Annotated in this window: 18 protein-coding genes and 1 tRNA gene; 16 read left to right on the top strand and 3 right to left on the bottom strand. The window is 57.1% G+C overall.

Going from position 1 to position 20,336, the window contains the following annotated elements:
- Positions 1–65 precede the first annotated feature (65 nt).
- The 10 genes from thrS (at position 66) to HF916_RS42775 (ending at position 9,794) form a co-directional block, all read left to right on the top strand.
- Positions 66–1,973 (top strand): threonine--tRNA ligase, encoded by a 1,908-nt coding sequence (gene thrS, locus HF916_RS42820; RefSeq protein ID WP_168794696.1) that lies wholly within the window; start codon positions 66–68, stop codon positions 1,971–1,973.
- A gap of 49 nt (positions 1,974–2,022) precedes the next feature.
- Entirely contained in the window at positions 2,023–2,547 is a 525-nt protein-coding gene (gene infC, locus HF916_RS42815) for a translation initiation factor IF-3 (RefSeq protein ID WP_074263967.1), read from the top strand.
- Positions 2,548–2,794: 247 nt separating this feature from the next.
- Positions 2,795–2,992 carry a 50S ribosomal protein L35 gene (gene rpmI / locus HF916_RS42810; protein WP_012433738.1) on the top strand — a complete coding sequence of 66 codons (198 nt, stop codon included), beginning with the start codon at positions 2,795–2,797 and terminating at the stop codon, positions 2,990–2,992.
- A gap of 29 nt (positions 2,993–3,021) precedes the next feature.
- Complete coding sequence (gene rplT, locus HF916_RS42805; RefSeq protein ID WP_006052502.1) at positions 3,022–3,381, top strand: 50S ribosomal protein L20; 360 nt, start codon at positions 3,022–3,024, stop codon at positions 3,379–3,381.
- A 159-nt stretch (positions 3,382–3,540) separates the two neighbouring features.
- Complete coding sequence (gene pheS, locus HF916_RS42800) at positions 3,541–4,554, top strand: phenylalanine--tRNA ligase subunit alpha (RefSeq protein ID WP_168794695.1); 1,014 nt, start codon at positions 3,541–3,543, stop codon at positions 4,552–4,554.
- A 155-nt stretch (positions 4,555–4,709) separates the two neighbouring features.
- Positions 4,710–7,145, top strand: coding sequence for a phenylalanine--tRNA ligase subunit beta (gene pheT, locus HF916_RS42795; RefSeq protein ID WP_168794694.1), 2,436 nt, complete (start codon positions 4,710–4,712; stop codon positions 7,143–7,145).
- Positions 7,146–7,214: 69 nt separating this feature from the next.
- Complete coding sequence (locus tag HF916_RS42790; RefSeq protein ID WP_012433735.1) at positions 7,215–7,625, top strand: integration host factor subunit alpha; 411 nt, start codon at positions 7,215–7,217, stop codon at positions 7,623–7,625.
- A gap of 46 nt (positions 7,626–7,671) precedes the next feature.
- Entirely contained in the window at positions 7,672–8,085 is a 414-nt protein-coding gene (locus HF916_RS42785; protein ID WP_168794693.1) for a MerR family transcriptional regulator, read from the top strand.
- A gap of 63 nt (positions 8,086–8,148) precedes the next feature.
- Positions 8,149–8,225: transfer RNA gene (locus tag HF916_RS42780), tRNA-Pro, on the top strand.
- A 39-nt stretch (positions 8,226–8,264) separates the two neighbouring features.
- On the top strand, positions 8,265–9,794 hold the full coding sequence (locus HF916_RS42775; RefSeq protein ID WP_240975721.1) for a DUF6538 domain-containing protein: 1,530 nt from the start codon (positions 8,265–8,267) through the stop codon (positions 9,792–9,794).
- Between the two features lie 7 nt (positions 9,795–9,801).
- Here the strand turns inward: HF916_RS42775 and HF916_RS50020 are convergent, their stop codons facing one another.
- Both HF916_RS50020 and HF916_RS42765 read right to left on the bottom strand, forming a co-directional pair.
- On the bottom strand, positions 9,802–10,152 hold the full coding sequence (locus HF916_RS50020; RefSeq protein WP_206001978.1) for a hypothetical protein: 351 nt from the start codon (positions 10,150–10,152) through the stop codon (positions 9,802–9,804).
- A 394-nt stretch (positions 10,153–10,546) separates the two neighbouring features.
- On the bottom strand, positions 10,547–11,026 hold the full coding sequence (locus tag HF916_RS42765) for a hypothetical protein (RefSeq protein ID WP_168794691.1): 480 nt from the start codon (positions 11,024–11,026) through the stop codon (positions 10,547–10,549).
- Positions 11,027–12,246: 1,220 nt separating this feature from the next.
- Here HF916_RS42765 and HF916_RS42760 point away from each other — a divergent pair.
- Positions 12,247–13,854, top strand: a complete 1,608-nt coding sequence (locus HF916_RS42760; protein WP_168794690.1) for a hypothetical protein — start codon at positions 12,247–12,249, stop codon at positions 13,852–13,854.
- Between the two features lie 430 nt (positions 13,855–14,284).
- Here HF916_RS42760 and HF916_RS42755 read toward each other — a convergent pair whose 3' ends face one another.
- Positions 14,285–15,235, bottom strand: coding sequence for a hypothetical protein (locus HF916_RS42755; RefSeq protein ID WP_168794689.1), 951 nt, complete (start codon positions 15,233–15,235; stop codon positions 14,285–14,287).
- 907 nt (positions 15,236–16,142) lie between these two features.
- Between HF916_RS42755 and HF916_RS42750 the strand changes: the two genes are divergently transcribed.
- The 5 genes from HF916_RS42750 (at position 16,143) to HF916_RS42730 (ending at position 20,318) form a co-directional block, all read left to right on the top strand.
- A complete protein-coding gene (locus HF916_RS42750) occupies positions 16,143–16,931 on the top strand; it encodes a hypothetical protein (RefSeq protein WP_168794688.1) in 789 nt (262 codons plus the stop codon).
- Positions 16,931–17,626 carry a hypothetical protein gene (locus tag HF916_RS42745; protein WP_168794687.1) on the top strand — a complete coding sequence of 232 codons (696 nt, stop codon included), beginning with the start codon at positions 16,931–16,933 and terminating at the stop codon, positions 17,624–17,626. Before HF916_RS42750 ends, HF916_RS42745 begins: the two co-directional genes overlap by 1 nt.
- Positions 17,623–18,711: a phage baseplate assembly protein gene (locus HF916_RS42740; RefSeq protein ID WP_168794686.1), complete on the top strand. Its 1,089-nt coding sequence runs from the start codon at positions 17,623–17,625 to the stop codon at positions 18,709–18,711. The genes HF916_RS42745 and HF916_RS42740 overlap by 4 nt, the downstream gene beginning before the upstream one ends.
- Positions 18,712–18,818: 107 nt before the next feature.
- A complete protein-coding gene (locus tag HF916_RS42735; protein WP_168794685.1) occupies positions 18,819–20,129 on the top strand; it encodes a hypothetical protein in 1,311 nt (436 codons plus the stop codon).
- A 9-nt stretch (positions 20,130–20,138) separates the two neighbouring features.
- Positions 20,139–20,318: a hypothetical protein gene (locus HF916_RS42730; protein ID WP_168794684.1), complete on the top strand. Its 180-nt coding sequence runs from the start codon at positions 20,139–20,141 to the stop codon at positions 20,316–20,318.
- Positions 20,319–20,336 lie beyond the last annotated feature (18 nt).

Below are 20,336 nucleotides of genomic sequence, written 5' to 3'. Positions count from 1 at the left end.
CATTTTTTTTGGCTTTTTTGACCTGGTTGTATGTGCCGCCGCCGGTCGGCACCACGGAGAACGCAATGGTTTCGATACGTCTGCCTGACGGTTCTGTTCGACAGTACGAGCATCCGGTGACCGTCGCCGAAGTGGCCGCCTCGATCGGCCCCGGCCTCGCGAAAGCCGCGCTCGGCGGCAAGATCGACGGTGAGTTGGTCGATACGTCCGCGCTGATCGATCACGACGTGGCGCTCGCCATCGTCACCGAGAAAGATGCAGACGGTCTCGATATCATCCGTCACTCCACGGCGCACTTGCTCGCGTACGCGGTGAAGGATCTGTATCCGGAAGCGCAGGTCACGATCGGCCCGGTCATCGACAATGGCTTTTACTACGACTTCGCGTACAACCGTCCCTTCACGCCGGAAGATCTCGAGAAGATCGAAAAGCGCATGCAGGAGCTCGTGAAGAAAGACGAGCCGGTTTCGCGCCGTGTGGTGTCGCGCGACGAAGCGGTGGACTACTTCAAGAGCATCGGCGAAAAGTACAAGGCCGAGATCATCGAATCGATTCCCGCCACCGACGATATCAAGCTGTACTCGCACGGCGGCTTCACCGATCTGTGCCGTGGTCCGCACGTGCCGTCCACCGGCAAGCTGAAAGTATTCAAGCTGATGAAGCTCGCGGGCGCCTACTGGCGCGGCGATTCGAAGAACGAACAATTGCAGCGCATCTACGGTACGGCCTGGACGAAGAAGGAAGATCAGGAAGCGTATCTGCATATGCTCGAAGAGGCGGAGAAGCGCGACCACCGCAAGCTCGGCAAGCAGCTCGATCTGTTTCACATGCAGGACGAATCGCCGGGCATGGTGTTCTGGCATCCGCGCGGCTGGACGCTGTGGCAGCAGGTCGAGCAGTACATGCGCCGTCGCGTGAACGATGCGGGCTACCTCGAAATCAAGACGCCGATGATCATGGACCGCTCGCTCTGGGAAGCGTCGGGCCACTGGCAGAACTATCGTGAAAACATGTTCACGACGGAATCGGAAAAGCGCGACTACGCGATCAAGCCGATGAACTGCCCGGGTCACGTGCAGGTGTTCAACCATGGTCTGCGCTCGTATCGCGATCTGCCGCTGCGTTACGCGGAATTCGGCTCGTGCCACCGCAATGAATCGTCGGGTGCGTTGCACGGCCTGATGCGCGTGCGCGGTTTCGTGCAGGACGACGCGCACATTTTCTGTACCGAAGACCAGTTCATCAGCGAATCGATCGCGTTCAACACGCTGGCGATGAGCGTCTACAAGGATTTCGGCTTCGATAACGTCGAGATCAAGCTGTCGCTGCGCCCGGACGCGCGCGCCGGAACGGACGAGACGTGGGATCGCGCGGAGCAGGGCCTGCGCGAGGCGCTGACGGCCTGTGGCGTGACGTGGGAAGAGTTGGCGGGCGAAGGCGCGTTCTACGGCCCGAAGGTCGAATACCACATCAAGGACGCGCTTGGTCGCTCGTGGCAATGCGGCACGTTGCAGCTCGATATGGTGCTGCCGGAGCGTCTGGGCGCCGAATACGTCGCCGAAGACAACAGCCGCCGCCGCCCGATCATGCTGCACCGGGCAATCGTCGGATCAATGGAGCGTTTCCTCGGCATTCTGATCGAGCACCATGCCGGTGCAATGCCCGCATGGCTCGCGCCAATGCAGGTCGTGGTGATGAATATCGCGGAAAGTCAGGCCGAATATGCGAAATCTTTAGCTCAATCGTTGCAAAAACAAGGGGTTAGAGTAGAGGCTGATTTGCGCAACGAGAAGATTAGCTATAAAATACGCGAGCACACGCTGGAAAAGGTGCCGTACCTGCTTGTGGTCGGCGACAAAGAGCGTGAAGCCCAAACGGTAGCCGTGCGTGCCCGTGGTGGTGTCGATCTGGGTGTGATGCCTCCCGACACTTTCATTGAGCGTCTGCGCCAGGACGTGCAGTCGTTCAACTGAGCCACTTGGCAGCCCGGCTCGTTTTTTTAAATTTTAGAGGAAACGTAACATCGCTACTGATAAGTCTGCGCACCGCATCAACGGTGAAATTACGGCACCTGAGGTGCGTCTGGTCGGCGTCGAGAACGAACCGCTCGGCATCGTGAAACTCGCTGATGCGTTCCGCATGTCGGAACAGCAAGACGTGGATCTGGTGGAAATCGCTCCGCAAGCGGTTCCGCCGGTTTGCCGCTTGATGGACTACGGCAAGTTCAAGTACTCGGAAGCGAAGAAGCAACACGAGGCCAAACTGAAGCAGAAGATCGTCCAGGTCAAGGAAGTCAAATTCCGCCCGGGCACGGACGACGGCGATTACAACGTCAAGCTGCGCAACCTCATCCGCTTCCTCGACGACGGCGACAAGACGAAAATCACGTTGCGTTTCCGTGGCCGCGAAATGGCTCACCAGGAAATCGGTATGCGCATGCTCGAGCGCCTGCGCACGGACCTCGACGAAGTCGGTCAGGTCGAGCAGATGCCGAAAATGGAAGGGCGCCAGATGATCATGGTGCTCGCTCCGAAGAAAAAGAAGTAAGCAGTCAGAGCAGCGGCGCGCCGTGTGGCGCGCGCTCTGGTTGTGAAAGATTAGAACGATGCGGCGCCGGGTGTCTGGCGCGGTGTCAGCAGGTTTCGGAACGACGTGTGTACAATGCGCGTCGCTTCCCGAAAAGCGGCTGCCGGCAATTCAGGCGGTCTGCATACCAAGTGGAGTGGGTTTCGAAGGGCGGGTAATGGCCAGTTGGCCGACCGCACACCCATATCCATCAAATAATGGAGTTGTCATGCCGAAGATGAAGACCAAGAAGAGTGCTGCAAAGCGCTTCGTGGTGCGTCCGGGCGGTACCGTCAAGCGCGGTCAAGCCTTCAAGCGCCACATTCTTACCAAGAAAACCACCAAGAACAAACGCCATTTGCGCGGTTCGACGGCAGTTCATGATGCAGATATGAACTCCGTACGCGCAATGCTGCCGTTCGCTTAACCCTTAACCGAAACTCATAGGAGCGAAACATGCCTCGAGTAAAACGTGGGGTTACCGCACGGGCCCGTCACAAGAAGATCATCAAGCTGGCCAAGGGTTACCGCGGCCGTCGCAATAACGTCTATCGCATCGCCAAGCAGGCGGTCATGCGTGCAGGCCAATACGCCTACCGCGATCGCCGCAACAAGAAGCGTGTGTTCCGTGCATTGTGGATCACGCGTATCAACGCGGCGGTGCGTCAGCACGACATGACGTACAGCGTGTTCATCAACGGCCTGAAGAAGGCTTCGATCGAACTCGACCGCAAGGTGCTGGCCGACATGGCTGTGTTCGACAAGGCTGCTTTTGCTGCGATCGTTCAGCAGGTGAAAGCCGCCGTTGCAGCCTGATTGCGCTTCTGGCAATTAAAACTGCGTGGTTCGTTGCAGCGAAGATCCGGTAGTCTCGGTGACGCTGCAGCAAAAACGGGGCTCCTCACCGAGCCCCGTTTTTGTTGGTAGAACCAGTTTTTGCTTCGATTGAACACTGACGTTGAAATGATGGGATCAATGGATCTGGACCAGATTGTCGCCGACGCGCAAAAAGCCTTCGCAGAAGCCTCCGACGTCACCACCCTCGAGAACGAGAAAGCACGCTTTCTCGGCAAATCGGGTGCGCTGACCGAGCTATTGAAGGGCCTTGGCAAACTCGATCCCGAAACGCGCAAGGCCGAAGGCGCACGGATCAACCTCGTCAAGCAACAAGTGGAAGCCGCGCTGACGGCCCGCCGTCAGGCGCTGGCCGACGTGCTGCTGAATCAGCGCCTCGCCGCGGAAGCCATCGACGTCACGCTGCCTGGTCGCGGCACTGGCGCAGGCAGCCTGCACCCGGTGATGCGCACGTGGGAGCGCGTCGAACAGATTTTCCGTACGATCGGATTCGACGTGGCCGACGGCCCCGAGATCGAAACCGACTGGTACAACTTCACCTCGCTGAACAGCCCGGAAAATCATCCGGCGCGTTCCATGCAGGACACCTTCTACGTCGACGGTAAAGATGCCGACGGACGCCAACTGCTGCTGCGCACGCACACCAGCCCGATGCAGGTTCGCTACGCGCGCACCAACCCGCCGCCTATCAAGGTGATCGTGCCGGGCCGCACGTACCGTGTGGACAGCGACGCGACGCATTCGCCGATGTTCAACCAGGTCGAAGGCCTGTGGATCGACGAGAACATCAGCTTCGCGGATCTGAAGGGCGTCTACACCGACTTCCTCAAGAAATTCTTCGAGCGCGACGACATTCTCGTGCGCTTCCGTCCGTCGTACTTTCCGTTCACCGAACCGTCGGCCGAGATCGACATGTTGTTCGAAACGGGCAAGAACGCCGGCAAGTGGCTCGAAATTTCGGGCTCGGGCCAGGTTCACCCCACGGTGATCCGTAACATGGGCTTCGACCCGGAGCGTTACATCGGCTTTGCTTTCGGCAGCGGCCTCGAGCGACTCACCATGTTGCGTTATGGCGTGCAAGACCTGCGTCTGTTCTTCGAAAACGACCTGCGTTTCCTGCGTCAATTCGCCTGAAGCGGCGTACGAACGCGACAAGCATAGAGTGCGGCAAAGCACGCAGTACATGCCGCCACAGCGTCCCCGGCAGTGACTGGCGATTCTCGCGAACACCGAGTCACGCCAAGCACTGCCGGACGTGGACCTAACCTGATCAGAACGTACACAGAACCATGCAATTCCCGGAATCCTGGCTGAGAACCTTTGTCGATCCGCAACTGACGACCGACGAACTGTCGCACGCGTTGACGATGGCGGGTCTCGAAGTCGAAGACCTGCGGCCGGCCGCGCCGCCGACCTCGAAGATCGTCGTCGGCCAGGTGCTGGAAGTCGTCAAGCACCCGGACGCGGACAAGCTCAACGTGTGTCAGGTCGACGCCGGCACGGGCGCGACGCTAAACATTGTGTGCGGTGCGCCGAATGTGGCGCCCGGCATCAAGGTGCCGGTCGCGCTGGTCGGCGCGCAACTGCCGCCCGCTGAAGAGGGCGCCGCGCCGTTCGCGATCAAGCTCTCGAAGCTGCGCGGCGTGGAAAGCCAGGGCATGCTGTGCTCGGCACGCGAACTGAAGCTCTCGGAAGATCATAGCGGCCTGATGATCCTGCCGGAAGATACGCCGATCGGCCAGGACATCCGCGAAACGCTCAATCTCGACGACACCGTGTTCGAGGTCAAGCTGACGCCGAACAAGGCGGATTGCCTGTCGGTGTTCGGCGTGGCGCGCGAAACGTCGGCGATCACCGGCGCGCCGTTGCGTCCGCTCGAAATCAAGCCGGTTGAGGTGAAGCTCAACGAGACGCTGCCCGTCAAAATCTCGGCGCCGGATCTGTGCGGCCGTTTCTCGGGCCGCGTGATCCGTGGCGTGAATGCGCGCGCGAAGTCGCCGCATTGGATGGTGCAGCGTCTGGAGCGTTCGGGTCAGCGCAGCATCTCCGCGCTGGTCGATATCTCGAACTATGTGATGCTCGAATTGGGCCGTCCGTCGCACGTGTTCGATCTCGACAAGATCCACGGTGGCATGGACGTGCGCTGGGGCCGCAAGGGCGAAACGCTCAAGCTGCTGAACGGCAACACCGTCGAGCTCGATGAAACCGTCGGCGTGATCGCCGATGAGCAGCACATCGAGAGTCTTGCGGGCATCATGGGCGGCGACAGTACGGCGGTCACGCTCGACACCACCAACATCTATCTCGAAGCCGCTTTCTGGTGGCCCGACAGCATTCGCGGCCGCTCACGCAAGTACAACTTCTCGACCGATGCCGGCCATCGCTTCGAGCGCGGCGTCGACTATGCGACCACCGTCGACCATATCGAACGCATCACGCAACTGATCCTCGACATCTGCGGCGGCGAAGCCGGTCCGGTCGACGATCAGATCGTCAACGTGCCGAAGCGCGAGCCCGTGAAGATGCGTGTTTCGCGTGCGAATCGCATCATCGGCATCAAGATCGACGCGGATGAAATCGCGCAAATTTTCACGCGCCTCGGCCTGTCGTTCGAGCGCAGTGAAGATACGTTCTCGGTGATGCCGCCGTCGTATCGTTTCGATATCGAAATCGAAGAAGATTTGATCGAAGAAGTCGCGCGCATCTATGGCTTCGAAAAAATCCCGGCGCGTCCGCCGGTCGCGACCAGCGAAATGCGCGCGACTAACGAAACGCAGCGTTCGATCCACGTGATCCGTCACGCGCTCGCGGCGCGCGACTACGCGGAAACGGTGAACTTCAGTTTCGTCGATGCCGAGTGGGAGCAGGACTTCGCCGGCAACGACAAACCCGTACGTCTGCTGAATCCGATTGCAAGCCAGTTGTCGGTGATGCGCACCACGCTGTTCGGCAGCCTGATCCACGTGTTGCGTACCAACCTGAACCGCCGTGCGGCGGATCGCGTGCGCGTGTTCGAAGCCGGCCGCGTGTTCCTGCACGATCCGTCGATCAAGGCCGGCGAGCTGACGGTCGAAGGCTTCGCGCAGCCGAAGATGATCGGCGGCCTCGCGTACGGTCCCGCGCTCGAAGAGCAGTGGGGCGCGACAACACGCACGGTCGACTACTTCGACGTGAAGGGCGACCTGGAAGCTGTGCTGGCGCCGGCGCTTGCGCGGTTCGTCAAAGCGGAACATCCGGCGCTGCATCCGGGACGCAGCGCGCGTATCGAAGTGAATGGCCGCGCAGTCGGCTGGATTGGTGAATTGCATCCGCGCTGGATGCAAAAATATGATTTACCGCATGCGCCGATTCTGTTTGAAATCGAAGCGGAAGCATTAATGCAGCGCGTATTGCCCATTCCGTCTGAAGTGTCTAAATTTCAGCCGGTGCGTCGTGATATTGCCGTAGTCGTCGATCAGAAAATCGAGGTTCAGGCACTGCTGGACGAGCTTCAGAAGGCCCAGTCCGAACCCGCCTGCAAGACTGTTCAGAAGGTTGCGCTTTTCGACGAATTCCGTCCAAAATCAAACACTTCCGGTGGTCTGGCCGCTCACGAGAAAAGCCTTGCGTTCCGTGTGACCTTGCAAGATACTGGCGGGACCCTTCAGGATGAAACGGTCGATCTGGCTATTCAAACTCTGGTGGAACGTCTGGCTCGAGTATATGGCGCACGGTTGCGCGGATAACCCGCATTTAACAATTGCACGGCTGTTTCCGCATCCATTGTTTTCTGCTTGGCGCGCCATTTGATAGATATGAATGAAATGAACTCGAGTGATTTCGAAGCCCTTCTTACGGCGCAACGCAGCGCCATGATTCGCGAAATTCCGACATCACCCGCCGTCGTTTCCACTGAGACGCCGACGCTTACCAAGGCGGAACTTGCTGAGTTGCTGTTCGACAATGTCGGGCTCAACAAGCGGGAAGCGAAAGACATGGTCGAAGCGTTTTTTGAGGTGATCCGCGACGCGCTGGAGAGTGGCGACAGCGTGAAGCTGTCGGGGTTCGGCAACTTCCAGTTGCGCGACAAACCCCAGCGTCCCGGCAGAAACCCGAAGACCGGCGAGGCGATCCCGATCGCCGCGCGCCGCGTTGTGACGTTCCATGCAAGTCAAAAGCTGAAAGCACTGGTCGAGAACGGCGCTGAAGCAAGCTTCACGCGCTGATCGACTGGCGCGTTCCTGCGCAACCCACCACGACGGCTAACTGACGATGACAGCGACGATCGAGAAAGTCGTCTTGCCTCCGATTCCGGCGAAGCGCTACTTCACGATTGGTGAGGTCAGCGAACTATGCGGCGTGAAACCGCATGTCTTGCGCTACTGGGAACAGGAGTTCACGCAGTTGAGGCCGGTCAAGCGGCGCGGGAATCGCCGCTACTACCAGCATCACGAGGTCTTATTGATCCGGCGGATTCGTGAGCTGTTGTATGAGCAGGGCTTCACGATCAACGGCGCGCGCAACCGGCTCGATTCACATGGCGGCGGGGCGCACGGTGCGCCGGGCGATCTGGTCGAGGAAGGGGAGGGCGCAGCGGTGCCGGCGGCAACCACAGCCGCCGCCACGGTTGACGTCGAGCAGTTGCGTAAGGAATTGCTGCACGTAATCGATTTGTTGGGGCACTAGTCGTCTTTGTTAGCAGAAGGCGGTTCTAATCGAATAAAGTGTCTGTTATAATTTCTTGCTAATCGGGGCGTAGCGCAGCCTGGTAGCGCACACGCCTGGGGGGCGTGTGGTCGGAGGTTCAAATCCTCTCGCCCCGACCAATATAACGTGTTGATTACGTTCGTTAATCAACCAAATCAATGGCTTACGAAGTCGGTGTTGCCGGTGTAACATCCACCCGCACTCTTCGTACAGCCATGACCAACTACCGTTCCAAGCGCGGCAACTGCTACTACTTCCGCCGCAAAATCCCTCTTGAACTTCAGGCCCAATTTGGTGGCCGCAAAGAAATCGTCAAAGCCCTTGGTACATCTGATCCAAGTAAGGCTGACGCGCTATGCCGCGAGCACGCCGTGGTGTACGACACGATCTTTGCGAATGCACGTCAGTCGGCGGAGGCGAGCAAGGCGACAGAGAGTGTCCGAGCTTCATTAGACGCCGCGCAGAAAGCCGCTATTGCCGAGCTTGGGGAGGATCACGAGCGGACGCAGGGTGAGCACAACGAGGAATCTGATGCGCTCTTCTACCAAACAGAAGAGCAGGACATCGCGGAGCATGATCGCTTTGAAGAGCTAATTTGGGATGAGACTAAGCGGCTCATGGCTCGGGAGGAAGCGCGGCGCCGACTTGGTGGAAGTCATTCAGGATTGACCACGCCGGTTATTGGCACGGCGTCCCGTAAGGATGCGCCCGCAACTAATGGGTCGTCGAAATTCTTAAGAGACGTTGTGCCGTCGTGGATAGCACGCAACGCCCCAAAGGAGAACGCTATAGGCCGCGCGGAAAAGGCTATAGAACTCTTCGAAAAATCGGTCGGTCTGATCCCCTTGGACAAATTGAAGAAGGCCCACGGAGCCGAATTTGTGCTGTTCCTGCTAGACAGCGACGCGCGGGGTTTCGGGCGCAAGACGGCCGGCAATCACGCCGCCTGTATTACGGCGCTGCTCAATGTCGCCGTGAAAGATGATCTGATCGAGCGGAATCCGTTAGACCTGACTTTCGACAAGACCATAGGGGCGGAGAAACGGGAGCCTTGGACGCCAGCGGAACTAAAGCTTATGTATGGGCACGGGCTGTTCTCTGGCCGAATGGATGATGTGCCCGAATGGCAGGACGTGAAGCCCGCTGACGGCCGTGCTTTGCTGCTGATGCTTCAGCATACCGGCGCACGTATCGGAGAGATTGCCCAATTACGCCGGAGCGATTTCCATGTGCAAGACGGCTTTACGGCTATCCGCATTACCGCCGAGGCTGGAAGCGTCAAGACGGCGGAATCAGAGCGCACCATGCCTCTAGCCAATCACCTGTTGGCCGACGCATGGTTTAGCGCGTGGCTGGCCGGGGTTATGGATGGTAAGCGTGTCGATGCTGCCGTGTTGCCATCGATGGCCGGTCGCACTCGTGGGCCGGGTGATACAGCCGTGCAGTGGTTTCGCCAGTTCCGTGAGGCTGCGGGCTTACCCTCCGGCGGTCTGAATGGGTCGCACAAGTTCCGCCATTGGATACGCACTGCCATGAATGCCCTAGACGTGGCCGAGGCGACACAAGACGCGATCACAGGCCATGCCGTGGGTGGATCGACCGGCAAAAAAGTCTACACGCACGTTCCATTCGCTGTCATGCAAGCCGCGCTGAACCGGCTAACTTTTCCCAAGCTATTTTCAGTTTAGCCGGAGCTTATGCACGGTTTAGCGGAATCGGTTCCTTGTTGTGGAGCATGTCCGTAATGACTCCCGCCACAACTTGCTTTATTCCCGCCATGGCCGCTTCTGGTGTGTCTCCCAACCACGATAGTGTTGGGAAGCCGCCGCACAGGCCGACGTGCAGATTATCTTCGGACGACCATTCCACCCGGTAGTCGGTCCGGCGTTCGGCTAGGAGTTCGGGGAACGGCCGCATAGCCCGAATTTCCTCGGTGGTTGCCTCGTACGTGTCTGGATCGGCGGCGATGCCGCGCTGAATCGCTGCCTCATCCTCATCCGTGTTTCGGATGAACGGAAGGCCGGATTTGGTCGTGAGCTTGGGCATTGTTCAGGTCTCTCTGTGATTGCCAATGATGAACGCTGGCCATGCGCTACGGGCACGTGGCGTCGTGCGCCGCCTCCTACTCCAGCAAGGCCCGAATGTGAGACTTGGTGCTGTCATGCGTGCGGGGGGGCCGCTTGTAGCTGCCGCACCCCCATGCTTGCTGACCTCGGCGTCAACCAGTAACAGCGAGTCAGTAACGAGTCCAACATTTGGCGATGCCACGTCTAAGGAATCGTCCACGCCGAAACTTACAGCCACATCAACATATTGGTCCGGCTTTGCCCGAATCAGAAACTCCGGCATGTACTCGTTCGACGTGCCACTGGAAAGGGCCGGTCAGTCCGCCGTGCGAAATCGACGTGTATCTTCGCATTTGATCGCGTGGCGTTGTCGTTTATGCCATCTGTCGGTGTCCGGACGCCCCTAGTAATCCCTCTAAAGACATTTCATCTATTGCGCGTATGGCTGCGCCCATTTCCCGAATTTCCATGCCAAGCCGACTAACTAAGTTTTCGAAGAGGTCCCAGAACAGGAAAAATTGATCCTCGTTCTGCCACTCACCGACCAAGCCAGCCGGGAAAATTTCGTTATCCAACGATCGAGGTAACGCGAAGGGCACAAACTGTTCGCTAAAGACATCGAAACCACGTTTGCTTGCGAGTGGGACATATCTTAGGTCGACCCGGTGACGGGGGTAGTGGAGAAACACCACCTTGCTAACATCTGGGAGGCGTTTAAGGAATTTGTCCGTCCCGCTGATTTCAGCGCCCGACCCAAAGTCAGCCGGCACGACGACTAAATCAAAGCTCGGGCGCTGCGCAGCCATTGCTGTAAAGAAGTCGTCGGAAACATTCCGAGGAATATCCACGATCATAATTTCCCCAGGTTTTGGCACGCGCGCCCCTAGTTCACCGACTCCAACACATTCAGAACTGATTCCCACGGTCCTGAGGGTTCCGGCTATCTCATCATCATGAGATTGGACCCGAACGTGTTGCGTAGGTTGCCGAAGTTCGCGTCCAGCAATGATTGCTAGAGCCGCTGCGATGGTTGAGGTCCCCACCCCTCCTTTGAAATTCCCTACGCCGATGAGCAAGGATTTTTTGCTCCCCCACGATAGTGGACTCCGGGCATGCTGTCGGAACTGTGCACGTAACAACTCCCTTAGCCAACAGAGTACGGCGGGCTCCACGGGACTATTACCCGTCAGCCAACGGCTTACAGTCGCCTGTCCTGTTTCCTTGCCGTCGTCCCGCATTCGGGTCAACTCTTGCGCCAAAGCCGCGCTGGTCATGTGTAAGGCGGACAGCGCTTGCTTGAGGAGAATGGCGTTAGGGTGCATATCATGGCGATATTTATTTTCGTTTGTGGATTGTCGCTAGGATATGCCGCTTTCGCAACCAATTAGATACATGCAGAGTCCCCGCGCCTCCGCCTAAGCGATCGAAGATTTGTCCCACGGGTGCGTGGAAAGGACGGAGACTGCGCGCGCCAAACGCACCGCCAGGCGTGCGATCGAATGACGCTGAGCGACCCCTTGCAGCCGCTGAGCCGCTTTTGGCGCGCGGGCCGCTTTAGAGCAGCAATCAAGGAGCCCTGGGCGACTTCAATTGGCCAAGTGTGCCTCGCCTATACACGTAGAACGGATTCAAGTCCGAGGGCTGAGTCGTTTATCATCCACCTAAGATTGTCTTATGTGCGTCGGCGAACTTTCACGAGGGCTTGATGCAAGTAGGCTCGACAAGGCAAAGACGTCGCCCGACGCAGGGAGTTCGAGCGGGCCGTCGGCGTCTGTTTAGTGTCAACTGCGACTACTTTCATCGTTAGACCATGTGCAGTAACCACCGCGAAGTCACGGAGATCTCGAGGCCCAGTGGCTATCGACAGGCGCGTGCATGGCTCGCGCTCCTTTTTTCAGCATTTATTCTGAGCCAACCTTCTGTCGTATTTGCGAGTGTGTCTCAGGACGAAGTCACATGCCCTGGCGGCGACTCAACTTGGTCCAAATCTGAACGGGAGCTGTGGGCTAGCGTGTGCGCGTCAGGCGCGGCAAATTACAGCTTGCGAACCATGAAACCCCGAGTTAGAGGTTCCATGCTTTCAACTATTCTCACGCGCAAACCTTTTGTCGACATTCTTGCCCAGACCGGAATACGTGTCAATGGAGCCGTTGTTATTGGCGATCTAAATCTCAGCGACCGCACTATTGCGCCGTCGGTTTTTCTAAACAACTGCATGTTTAACGGCCGCATAGAATTGAATGATTCGAGATTATTGGGCACCATATCGCTCTCTGGATCGCAAATAAGGGAAATATTCCAAGCAAGACGCGCAAAAATCGATGGCTCACTAATATTGGGATCGGACGACAAAGACGACGCACATGCCGCTAATGCCCCAAAAAATATCGTGAACATTGGGGGGATCGAGGCGTCATTTTTGGATATCGGCGGGAACCTAACTATCGTCGGAGCAAATATAAATAATCGAATTTATATTCCATACTCGCGTATCAAGGGTATGCTCGACATAGAAAGCGTCAAAAGCACGGAGCTGAACGCGCCCGCAACGGAGGTTGATGGACAGTTTGGAATAATTGAATCTACATTCTCTCTTAGCAATACCGCCAGCAACGAGTGCACAAACTGCTTACCAACTACCGCTTATACCGAGGGCCCTCGGGCGCAGCAGGAACATCTTGCGACGATTAATCTGTTTCAACTAAGGGCGGGACACGGATTACTCGTTAATCGATCTGCCGTGGCGGATTCGATAATGCTAGAGTCGGCGTCAATTCAAGAAACCTTAAGTATCAGCGGCACATCTCTACGCTCGCTTGATCTTGCGGGAGCATCAATCAATGGCGAATTTTCCTTTGGCTACAATAAATACGCATTCAAAGCATCGCAAATGATTACAACTTGGCAAGGTAACTCGCAGCTCGATTTTTCAAATGCCAAGATTTCCTATATTCGAGCGCCGCAAAATAACGAATATTGGCCGAAACGCATTTCTTTCTCTGGGGTATCAATTGATGGATTTCACGGCGACTATCTGATGCCACCACCCTGCAAAAAAGACAATCAAAATTGCGCGCTACCGCACACTGATTATTCTCTTTTCTCCAAAATAGACGCTGCCGTTTGTCACTTTATACATTTATTGTGCCATAAAAACTTCGATGCCAATAATTGGGAGAGCGAGTCGCCAGAGATTTTTTTCCCTGACTGGTTAGGCAGAGCAACTAAGGACGACTTTTCCCCTCAGTCGTATCGAGAAGTAACCTCTATGCTCGAAGCTCAGAACGAGCACGATGCGGCCGTCGAGGTCGGGTATGCCGGAAAGACCAAAGAGTTGGAGCAGGTTTGTTCGTCGGATGATATCTTTCAATGCTGGGTCATGCGGCTATCGGAATGGACCATCGGTTTCGGTTATTTTACAGGGCGCGCAATCGTAGTGACCGGTCTTTTTGTCGTAGTTGGAGCGCTCGTTTTTCGCACCACCGCCGAGGCCGCACGATTTCATTTCAAATGGGGCCTCGCATATAGTTTCGATATGTTTTTGCCGATAATACGCCTCCGAGAAATGCATTATAAAATAGATATTCATGGGCCAGTTCGTTACTATTTCTATTTTCACAAATTGACTGGGTGGATATTGGGCTCTTTTATCATTGCCGGCCTCTCCGGAATTACAAAGTAAAGCGCGAAATAAACTCTACGCAACAGGTCCACGCATCTCGCGGACAAGCGGTTGGGTGTTACGAAATCGTTCCGAATTGTGTTCCGTCGCAATCCCGACAAAATGCGGTCATTCGTTTTGTCATCCCGACTGTCTCTTGCTGGCCGATCCACGCCCCTTGCGACGGCCGCGCGCCGACCGGGTGAGGCAAGTCGTCCCAACTCATCGTGGCGGCCGATTTTGTGGGTGTACCTCACCGGCTGGTCGCTGCCAATCGCGCACGGGATACTTCCTAACCCTAAGGATGTCGCACGACGTCGACTACGCCCGATCTGCGCGAATTAGAGGTGAAATGTTAGGAAAATCGATGCAAGGCCCTTATCTGGCGGGGCGGTTTGGCTCCCGGTGTGCAGATTTTGGAGTTTGGTTGTTGAGGAGCAGCGAGTCCCAGCTATACAGAGAAGTCCGGGAGAGGGCCTAAGGCCTCGACAAGGCGTCGGTTCCGCTCCGCCGCAACGATCATCCACGCGGAATTAGCAGTGGACGGGTTGCCGAGCATCGCCCACGCGCGAGCGGAACCGTATCGCAAACAGAGCCGGTACGCGCCTTCTCGACGAAGATCGGGAAATTTCACCTCGTCGATCCCAAGAAATTTGCAGTAGTCGGACAAACGACTTTTGGACTGCTTTACCGTCACATTACTAAACAACTCATCAGAATCCACGAGCGCCATCCTAGCGTTAAGCAGCGCGATTGTTTCTGGATTCAATGGGACGCATCTTCCGTCGAATTTGAGTTGCCCCTCGTGCAGGTCAATATGCTGGCGACGGATACGAAGCGCCTCAACTTGCTTTAGCGCGCCGTCCATAATCAACGACAGGAAAGCAGCAAGGTATTCGTGTTCGTCGTTCGCTCGTGCTTTGGCTACAAACAGTTCCATTTCAAAATCTGCTACGGGGCGATAGGGTAGTTTATCGAACACTCTACGCGCGGCGGCTACAGGGTTTTGCTTCACGAACACACCATTGTGTCGGCCCCACTCCACGACGTATTCCAGAAAGACCGCCTCTTGTCCCATGTCGGGAAAGGTGGCCAGTACGAGTTCGGCGGAAACCCGGTCCGGTGTCAGGTGAGAAAGTGTGTTGGCCGCGTCGACGAGGGCTCGGTCGTATTCCGGAAAGTCTCTCAAAAATTCCTGGATCAGGACACCGATGGTGAGGGGTGCCGGCGCACCCACAACGATATCTGTACTTTTCATTTCTTCTAGTTGTTGATCGGCCCATGCTTGAGCGTCCGCCTCGCTGGTGTGAAACGTTTTTGAGCGTACTTCACCCTTGTACTTGACGCGGACCCGAAACCGGGGTTTTCCGTCCCTTCCGTATGTGGTTGTTATCGAACTCACGGTTCGCCCTCGCAATCTGCCAATGAGGCACAGTCTACGTGCTGACCCCTAAACGCAGGGACATTTTACAAAAAACCTCGGGCTCGCGGGAGAGATGCTTGCCAGCCTAGGGCTACAGTAAGCTATTGCGTCCCCCGATGTCAGGGTTTTTTATAAAAAAGACTTGCGCAGAGGGTTTGCGCTCCGCTACAGTCCTGATCTATGTGAGGGCACAGCAATACGTAGCCCGACAGTAATTGACGGGCGGACGCAATCCGCCGATGCGCGGCATCCCTTCCGGCAAGACGACCGGGACGAAGGAACTTGATCTTTAACAACTTGGCGCGGACCCGGCCCCTTTGTCAGGGTCGAGACGTAGTGAGCGGTAGCGGCGGGTGTTGAGGTCGTCGCGGTCCGATGTGCAGCTACGAAAGAGACAGCGAACCTGGTTCGTAAAGGGCTTTCCAATGGCGGAAAGTTCTTCACTAACTACGGAGCTAAACCAATGAAAAACGGAACATTTTTGTTGTTCCTATGCTTGTGTATGGATCGGTAACGCCGCGATGGTGTGGCATCCGGTCCAGTTCATTTAACTGGCGGTATTACCAAAGAGGGAACCTTATGGGTTCAGTGGGCGGGATTGCCTCCCGGCGAAACGCTGCGCCATACGACGGCGCGGTGCGCGTTATGACGTTCAAGGTTCGGCCCGATATGCAGAAGGCCATACGCCTACAGGCGGTAGAGGAAGACTTAGACGTGTCGGAACTTATCCGCCGCGCCGTGTCCCGGTACTTGGCGGCGGCCCAGCATCCGCACCGGTAGGAGCCACTAAATCAGGCAGTCCGTCCGTTGATCGACGTGGGCAAGCCGACGAATTCAATCGATCTTTTTAAAATATTTTTCATTCATTTAATAAGGACTACATATTTTGACAGCTAGAAAGCAAACCATCATTTACCCTGAACCGCAGCCCGAGCTTTCCGCCGCAATTGCCGAAGTCCAGGCGGTGGCTGACAAATTGAACCGGCTTAACACGGCGGTGGCGGAGTTGCCCGTACACGCCGCACAGGCCAACGCAGAAATGGTCGATCTTTCGCAGCGCATCACCCAAGCGGAGGCCGATTTAGCCCTCGCGGATGGTGACACGGCGGCCATTGAGGACACGATTGCAACGCTCTCCGCTCAATTCGCGGCAAAACGCGACGCCCGTAACAGGCTGGATTCGCGGCTTCCGATCTTCAATCAACGCGGCGAAGAAGCGAATGCCGAACTTGAATTGGCAAAGCAGAACTTGCGGACCGAACGTCATGTGCTAGCTCACGACATTAAGGAGGCTCTGGCCGATAGGATCGTTGAGAAAACTGCTGAGTTGGCCGACTTGCGGGCGCTTTGGGCGGCGTTTGTGTCGGCGTCGGACAGTTCACGTGACTGGCTCACCATGGCCCACGTGAGCGATCCGCGCAACGCGACGCAGATTGTGATTCCCGGCCACCAGACCTACGACGCTGCACCTAACCTCTTAGGCGTAATGTCAGACCGTGGCGCGGCTCTGCTCCAAGAAATTCAGCCGGTGCTGGAACCGTTGGCAGAGGCGCAACGCGCCCTTGCTACAAAAGAGTATCAGCCACGGAATCCGCCCACTTCTACGGTAGTCCTGCGGTCGTCGTCCGAAGGGCCGGGAGGCCGTCCGGGCTTGCCAGCAGCACGGAGAGCGTAATGAGTTGGGACTCTCTCCGAGAGGCAGCAAGGCGGCTGAACATTCCGCTGTGGTACTCACCGAGTTACCGAAAAATCCAGAAGTCCGCAGCGGTACTCCGGGCGGAACTGATCGCCCACGTTTATGGGCCGAATCATCCGGGATTTGCAGGTAGCACGGCGGATATCGACCTCCACATATCGCTTCTTTTAGCGTGCAGACGGGGCGAACACGGCCGAGCGCTGCAAATGGCCCTTTCCACGTATTCGTCTTGCTCACACGCGTCCAAGCGGCTTGCTGGTTTAGCCGCCATGCGCCGCCGGGAACACGGCGAAGAAGCATTCGCCACGGCCGACGTTACGCAATGGGGCGCGATATTCCGGACTGCCCGAATGATCTATCTGAGTGCCCGCGCTACCCGTGGCGAGCACGACCTAGGCTTTTTGCCAACAGGCCAGATTGTGGCGGGCGGAGAGCCGTGGGCAATCCCGAAGCCGCTACCCGTGACCACCGACCCGGCAACGCTCATTTCCGCCAGTCACAACGCGCTGATGCTCGCTCGTCATGCGGTCGATAGCGCGCCGCAGCGGGAGGAAATCGAAGTGCCCGGTCTCCACTTTGCATCGGAGGAGGGGGCAACAGTCCAACAGCGGTTAGTGTCCGAGCTTGAGCGATTCATCTCGAAACTCGAAAACCAAATAACGGAGACCACATGACAATCTCAACAACCGACACCACGGTAAAGCTGGTTTTGATTAACCAGGAAATCGCCGGTTGGACGGAGGTTCGCATTACGCGCGGGATCGAGCGGCTACCAAGCGATTTCGAGTTAGATCTAACCGAACTGTTCCCTAGCGAGGCACCGGCGGTAGTGGTAACCCCCGGCGACCCGTGCGTAATCATGATCGGCAGCCAAACCGTCCTAACGGGATACGTCGACAAGTACGTCCCCAGCTTCGGCCCGGAGGGTCATTCGATCCGCGTTACCGGCCGGGGCAAATGTCAAGACTTGGTGGATTGCTCCGCTGAGTGGGAGACGAGTCAAATCAGCGCGGCCACGGCGTTCGTGATTGCGTCTAACTTGGCGAGCGCGTACGACATTCTCGTGGACCCGCCGGAAACCAGTGACGTTACCGTCCCGCAATTCAACATCATGTTAGGCGAAACTGCGTTTGAGGTTATCGACCGGATTTGCAAGTACAGCGGCCTCCTGGCGTATGAGGGCGTGAGCGGGCATTTAGTGATGTCTCGAGTCGGCACGGAGGAACACGCGTCGGGATTATTTGAAGGGCAAAACGTTACGGCCGGCTCTGTCGAATACTCGATGGATCAGCGGTACTCAACGTACATCGGATGGCTCAACGCTATGAGCCGTATCGGAAACAGTTTCGATGCTCCTAATTCGTTTGCCGTCGCCGCAGATGCCACCGTGCTACGAAACCGCAAAAAGTTCGTGATCGCGGAGGCGGCCAATGGATACAAAGACATGTTGTCGAAGCGCGTTGCTTGGGAGATGAACCGCCGCGCCGGTCGCTCCAAGGTGGCACGTGTGCGCGTAGATAGCTGGCTTGATTCCTCGTCGGCATTGTGGACGCCCAATAAGCTGGCGTCGGTCTATTTGCCAACGCTGAAGCCGGCCGACGCGAACAACCAACCCCTGAAATGGACGATTGGCGAGGTTTCGTATGTCATGGACGGCGAGGGAACAAGCGCGGAACTAACGCTTATGGACCCGTCCGCGTTCGCCGTTCAGCCGGCACAGTTGAATTACGGATTCATAGACGAGCATGTGGCGGTCTAACGAAACTCTCGCCCGCGCTGCGCAAGCCGACAAGCCCTGCCACTGAACAGGGTTTTTGTTTTCCCCTTTCGTTGCCCGCGATTTAAATTTTTAACTAAGGATAACTAATGTATCAAATTGATGGATCTACCGCCGCGACTTCCAAGCCCGCGTCTACAGCCTTGGGAACCGTGGGATACTTCACAGACGGTAACCCCGCTACGGGTGTCCCCGCGACCATCGTCCCGGCGGAGTTCTTTAACTCGGTAATGCTGGAATTGATGAACGCCATTACCGGCGCGGGCTTGCCGCTCTCGAAGTCGACCACAAACCAGCTTTACACCGCGATCCAGACGATTGCACAGGGGGGTGGGGCCAACTACGCGTTGGACACAGGCACGGCAAACACGTACGCGGCAACCTATGCGCCAACGATTGCCGCACCGGGCGACGGCATGGTGCGGGCGTTCAAGGTCAAGACGGCCAACACGGGCGCTAGTACGTTCGCGCTTGATGGTTCCGCCACCACGTACCCGATTTACGGCCTCGCCGGTTCAGCGCTCCAAGGTGGCGAAATGCCCGCGAACGGTATCGCGGTAATCCGGTTTAACAGCACGCTGGTCGGGTGGGTTCTTTACCACTGTAGCAAGGGTGCGCTGCAAGTTCCCCCGGCCATTGCAAGTCAACACGCCGTCCAGTTCGGACAAGTTGCGGCGATTGCAGGCACGGCGCGGAACTTGGCGGCGTTGCTTACCGCACAAGGTACGACGGCCACGTGGACGGCTGATGAACTGCTGATCAAAACTGCCCTAGGCGGTCTGTCCTTCCTTTTCAACGGCGTTAGCGTACCGGTCAATCTCAGCGTTAGCGGTATTGGTGGCGTTGTCGGGACGACTCCCGCCGCAAGCGGGTTTGCGGCTATTTACGCGGCAACCGGGCCCAGTGTTTCGCTGAAAGCGTTTGCTACGGACGCCACCGCTACCAAAGCGCAAGAGGTGTACACAGGCACGCTCCCGCCGGGCTACACGGCAAGCCAGCTTATCGGCATTGCGCCTATCAGCGCGACGGTCGGACAGTTCGCGCCGTTCGCTCAAACCGATCGTCGCGTTGACTGGGCGGGAGGCAACGTCTTAACGGGGTCTACGTTTGTGGGTGGCCCGACCGCGCGAACCTCTACGAGCATTCCGCTTAACGCACGCTTTGTCGGTGGCTTTAATCAGATTGGCAATTCTGCGGCGTCCGCCATGTCGCAAACCCTAGCGTCAACGGGCATTAACAACATGGGCGGCCAGTACTGTACGTACAACATTGCGGCCGGTACTTCGATTGCGATTCCGTTTCGTGTGGCTGTCACCGCACCACAGACGATCTACCAGCAAACGACGAACAGCGCGGGCACGCCGGGATTTACGATTTCCGTTAATTCGTTCGATTTCTAAGGAAACAAAATGATTGCTCAGTTTTCAGAAGCTACGGAAACAACCGTTACCGGGATATTTTCGTCGGCGCAACCGTCCGACATTGTGGAGTACCAAAGCGAAATCGAAGCCACCGATGCCCGATATAAGGCGTGGTGGACCCAGCTTCCGGCGGGCACGATAACCCTGGGCCTACCGGACCCGGAGTAACTGTCCCGGCAACCGTGG

Source organism: Paraburkholderia aromaticivorans, from assembly GCF_012689525.1.
Lineage (GTDB): Bacteria > Pseudomonadota > Gammaproteobacteria > Burkholderiales > Burkholderiaceae > Paraburkholderia > Paraburkholderia aromaticivorans_A.
Note: the sequence above shows the minus strand (reverse complement) of the source record. Positions and strands in the feature narration are given on the sequence as shown.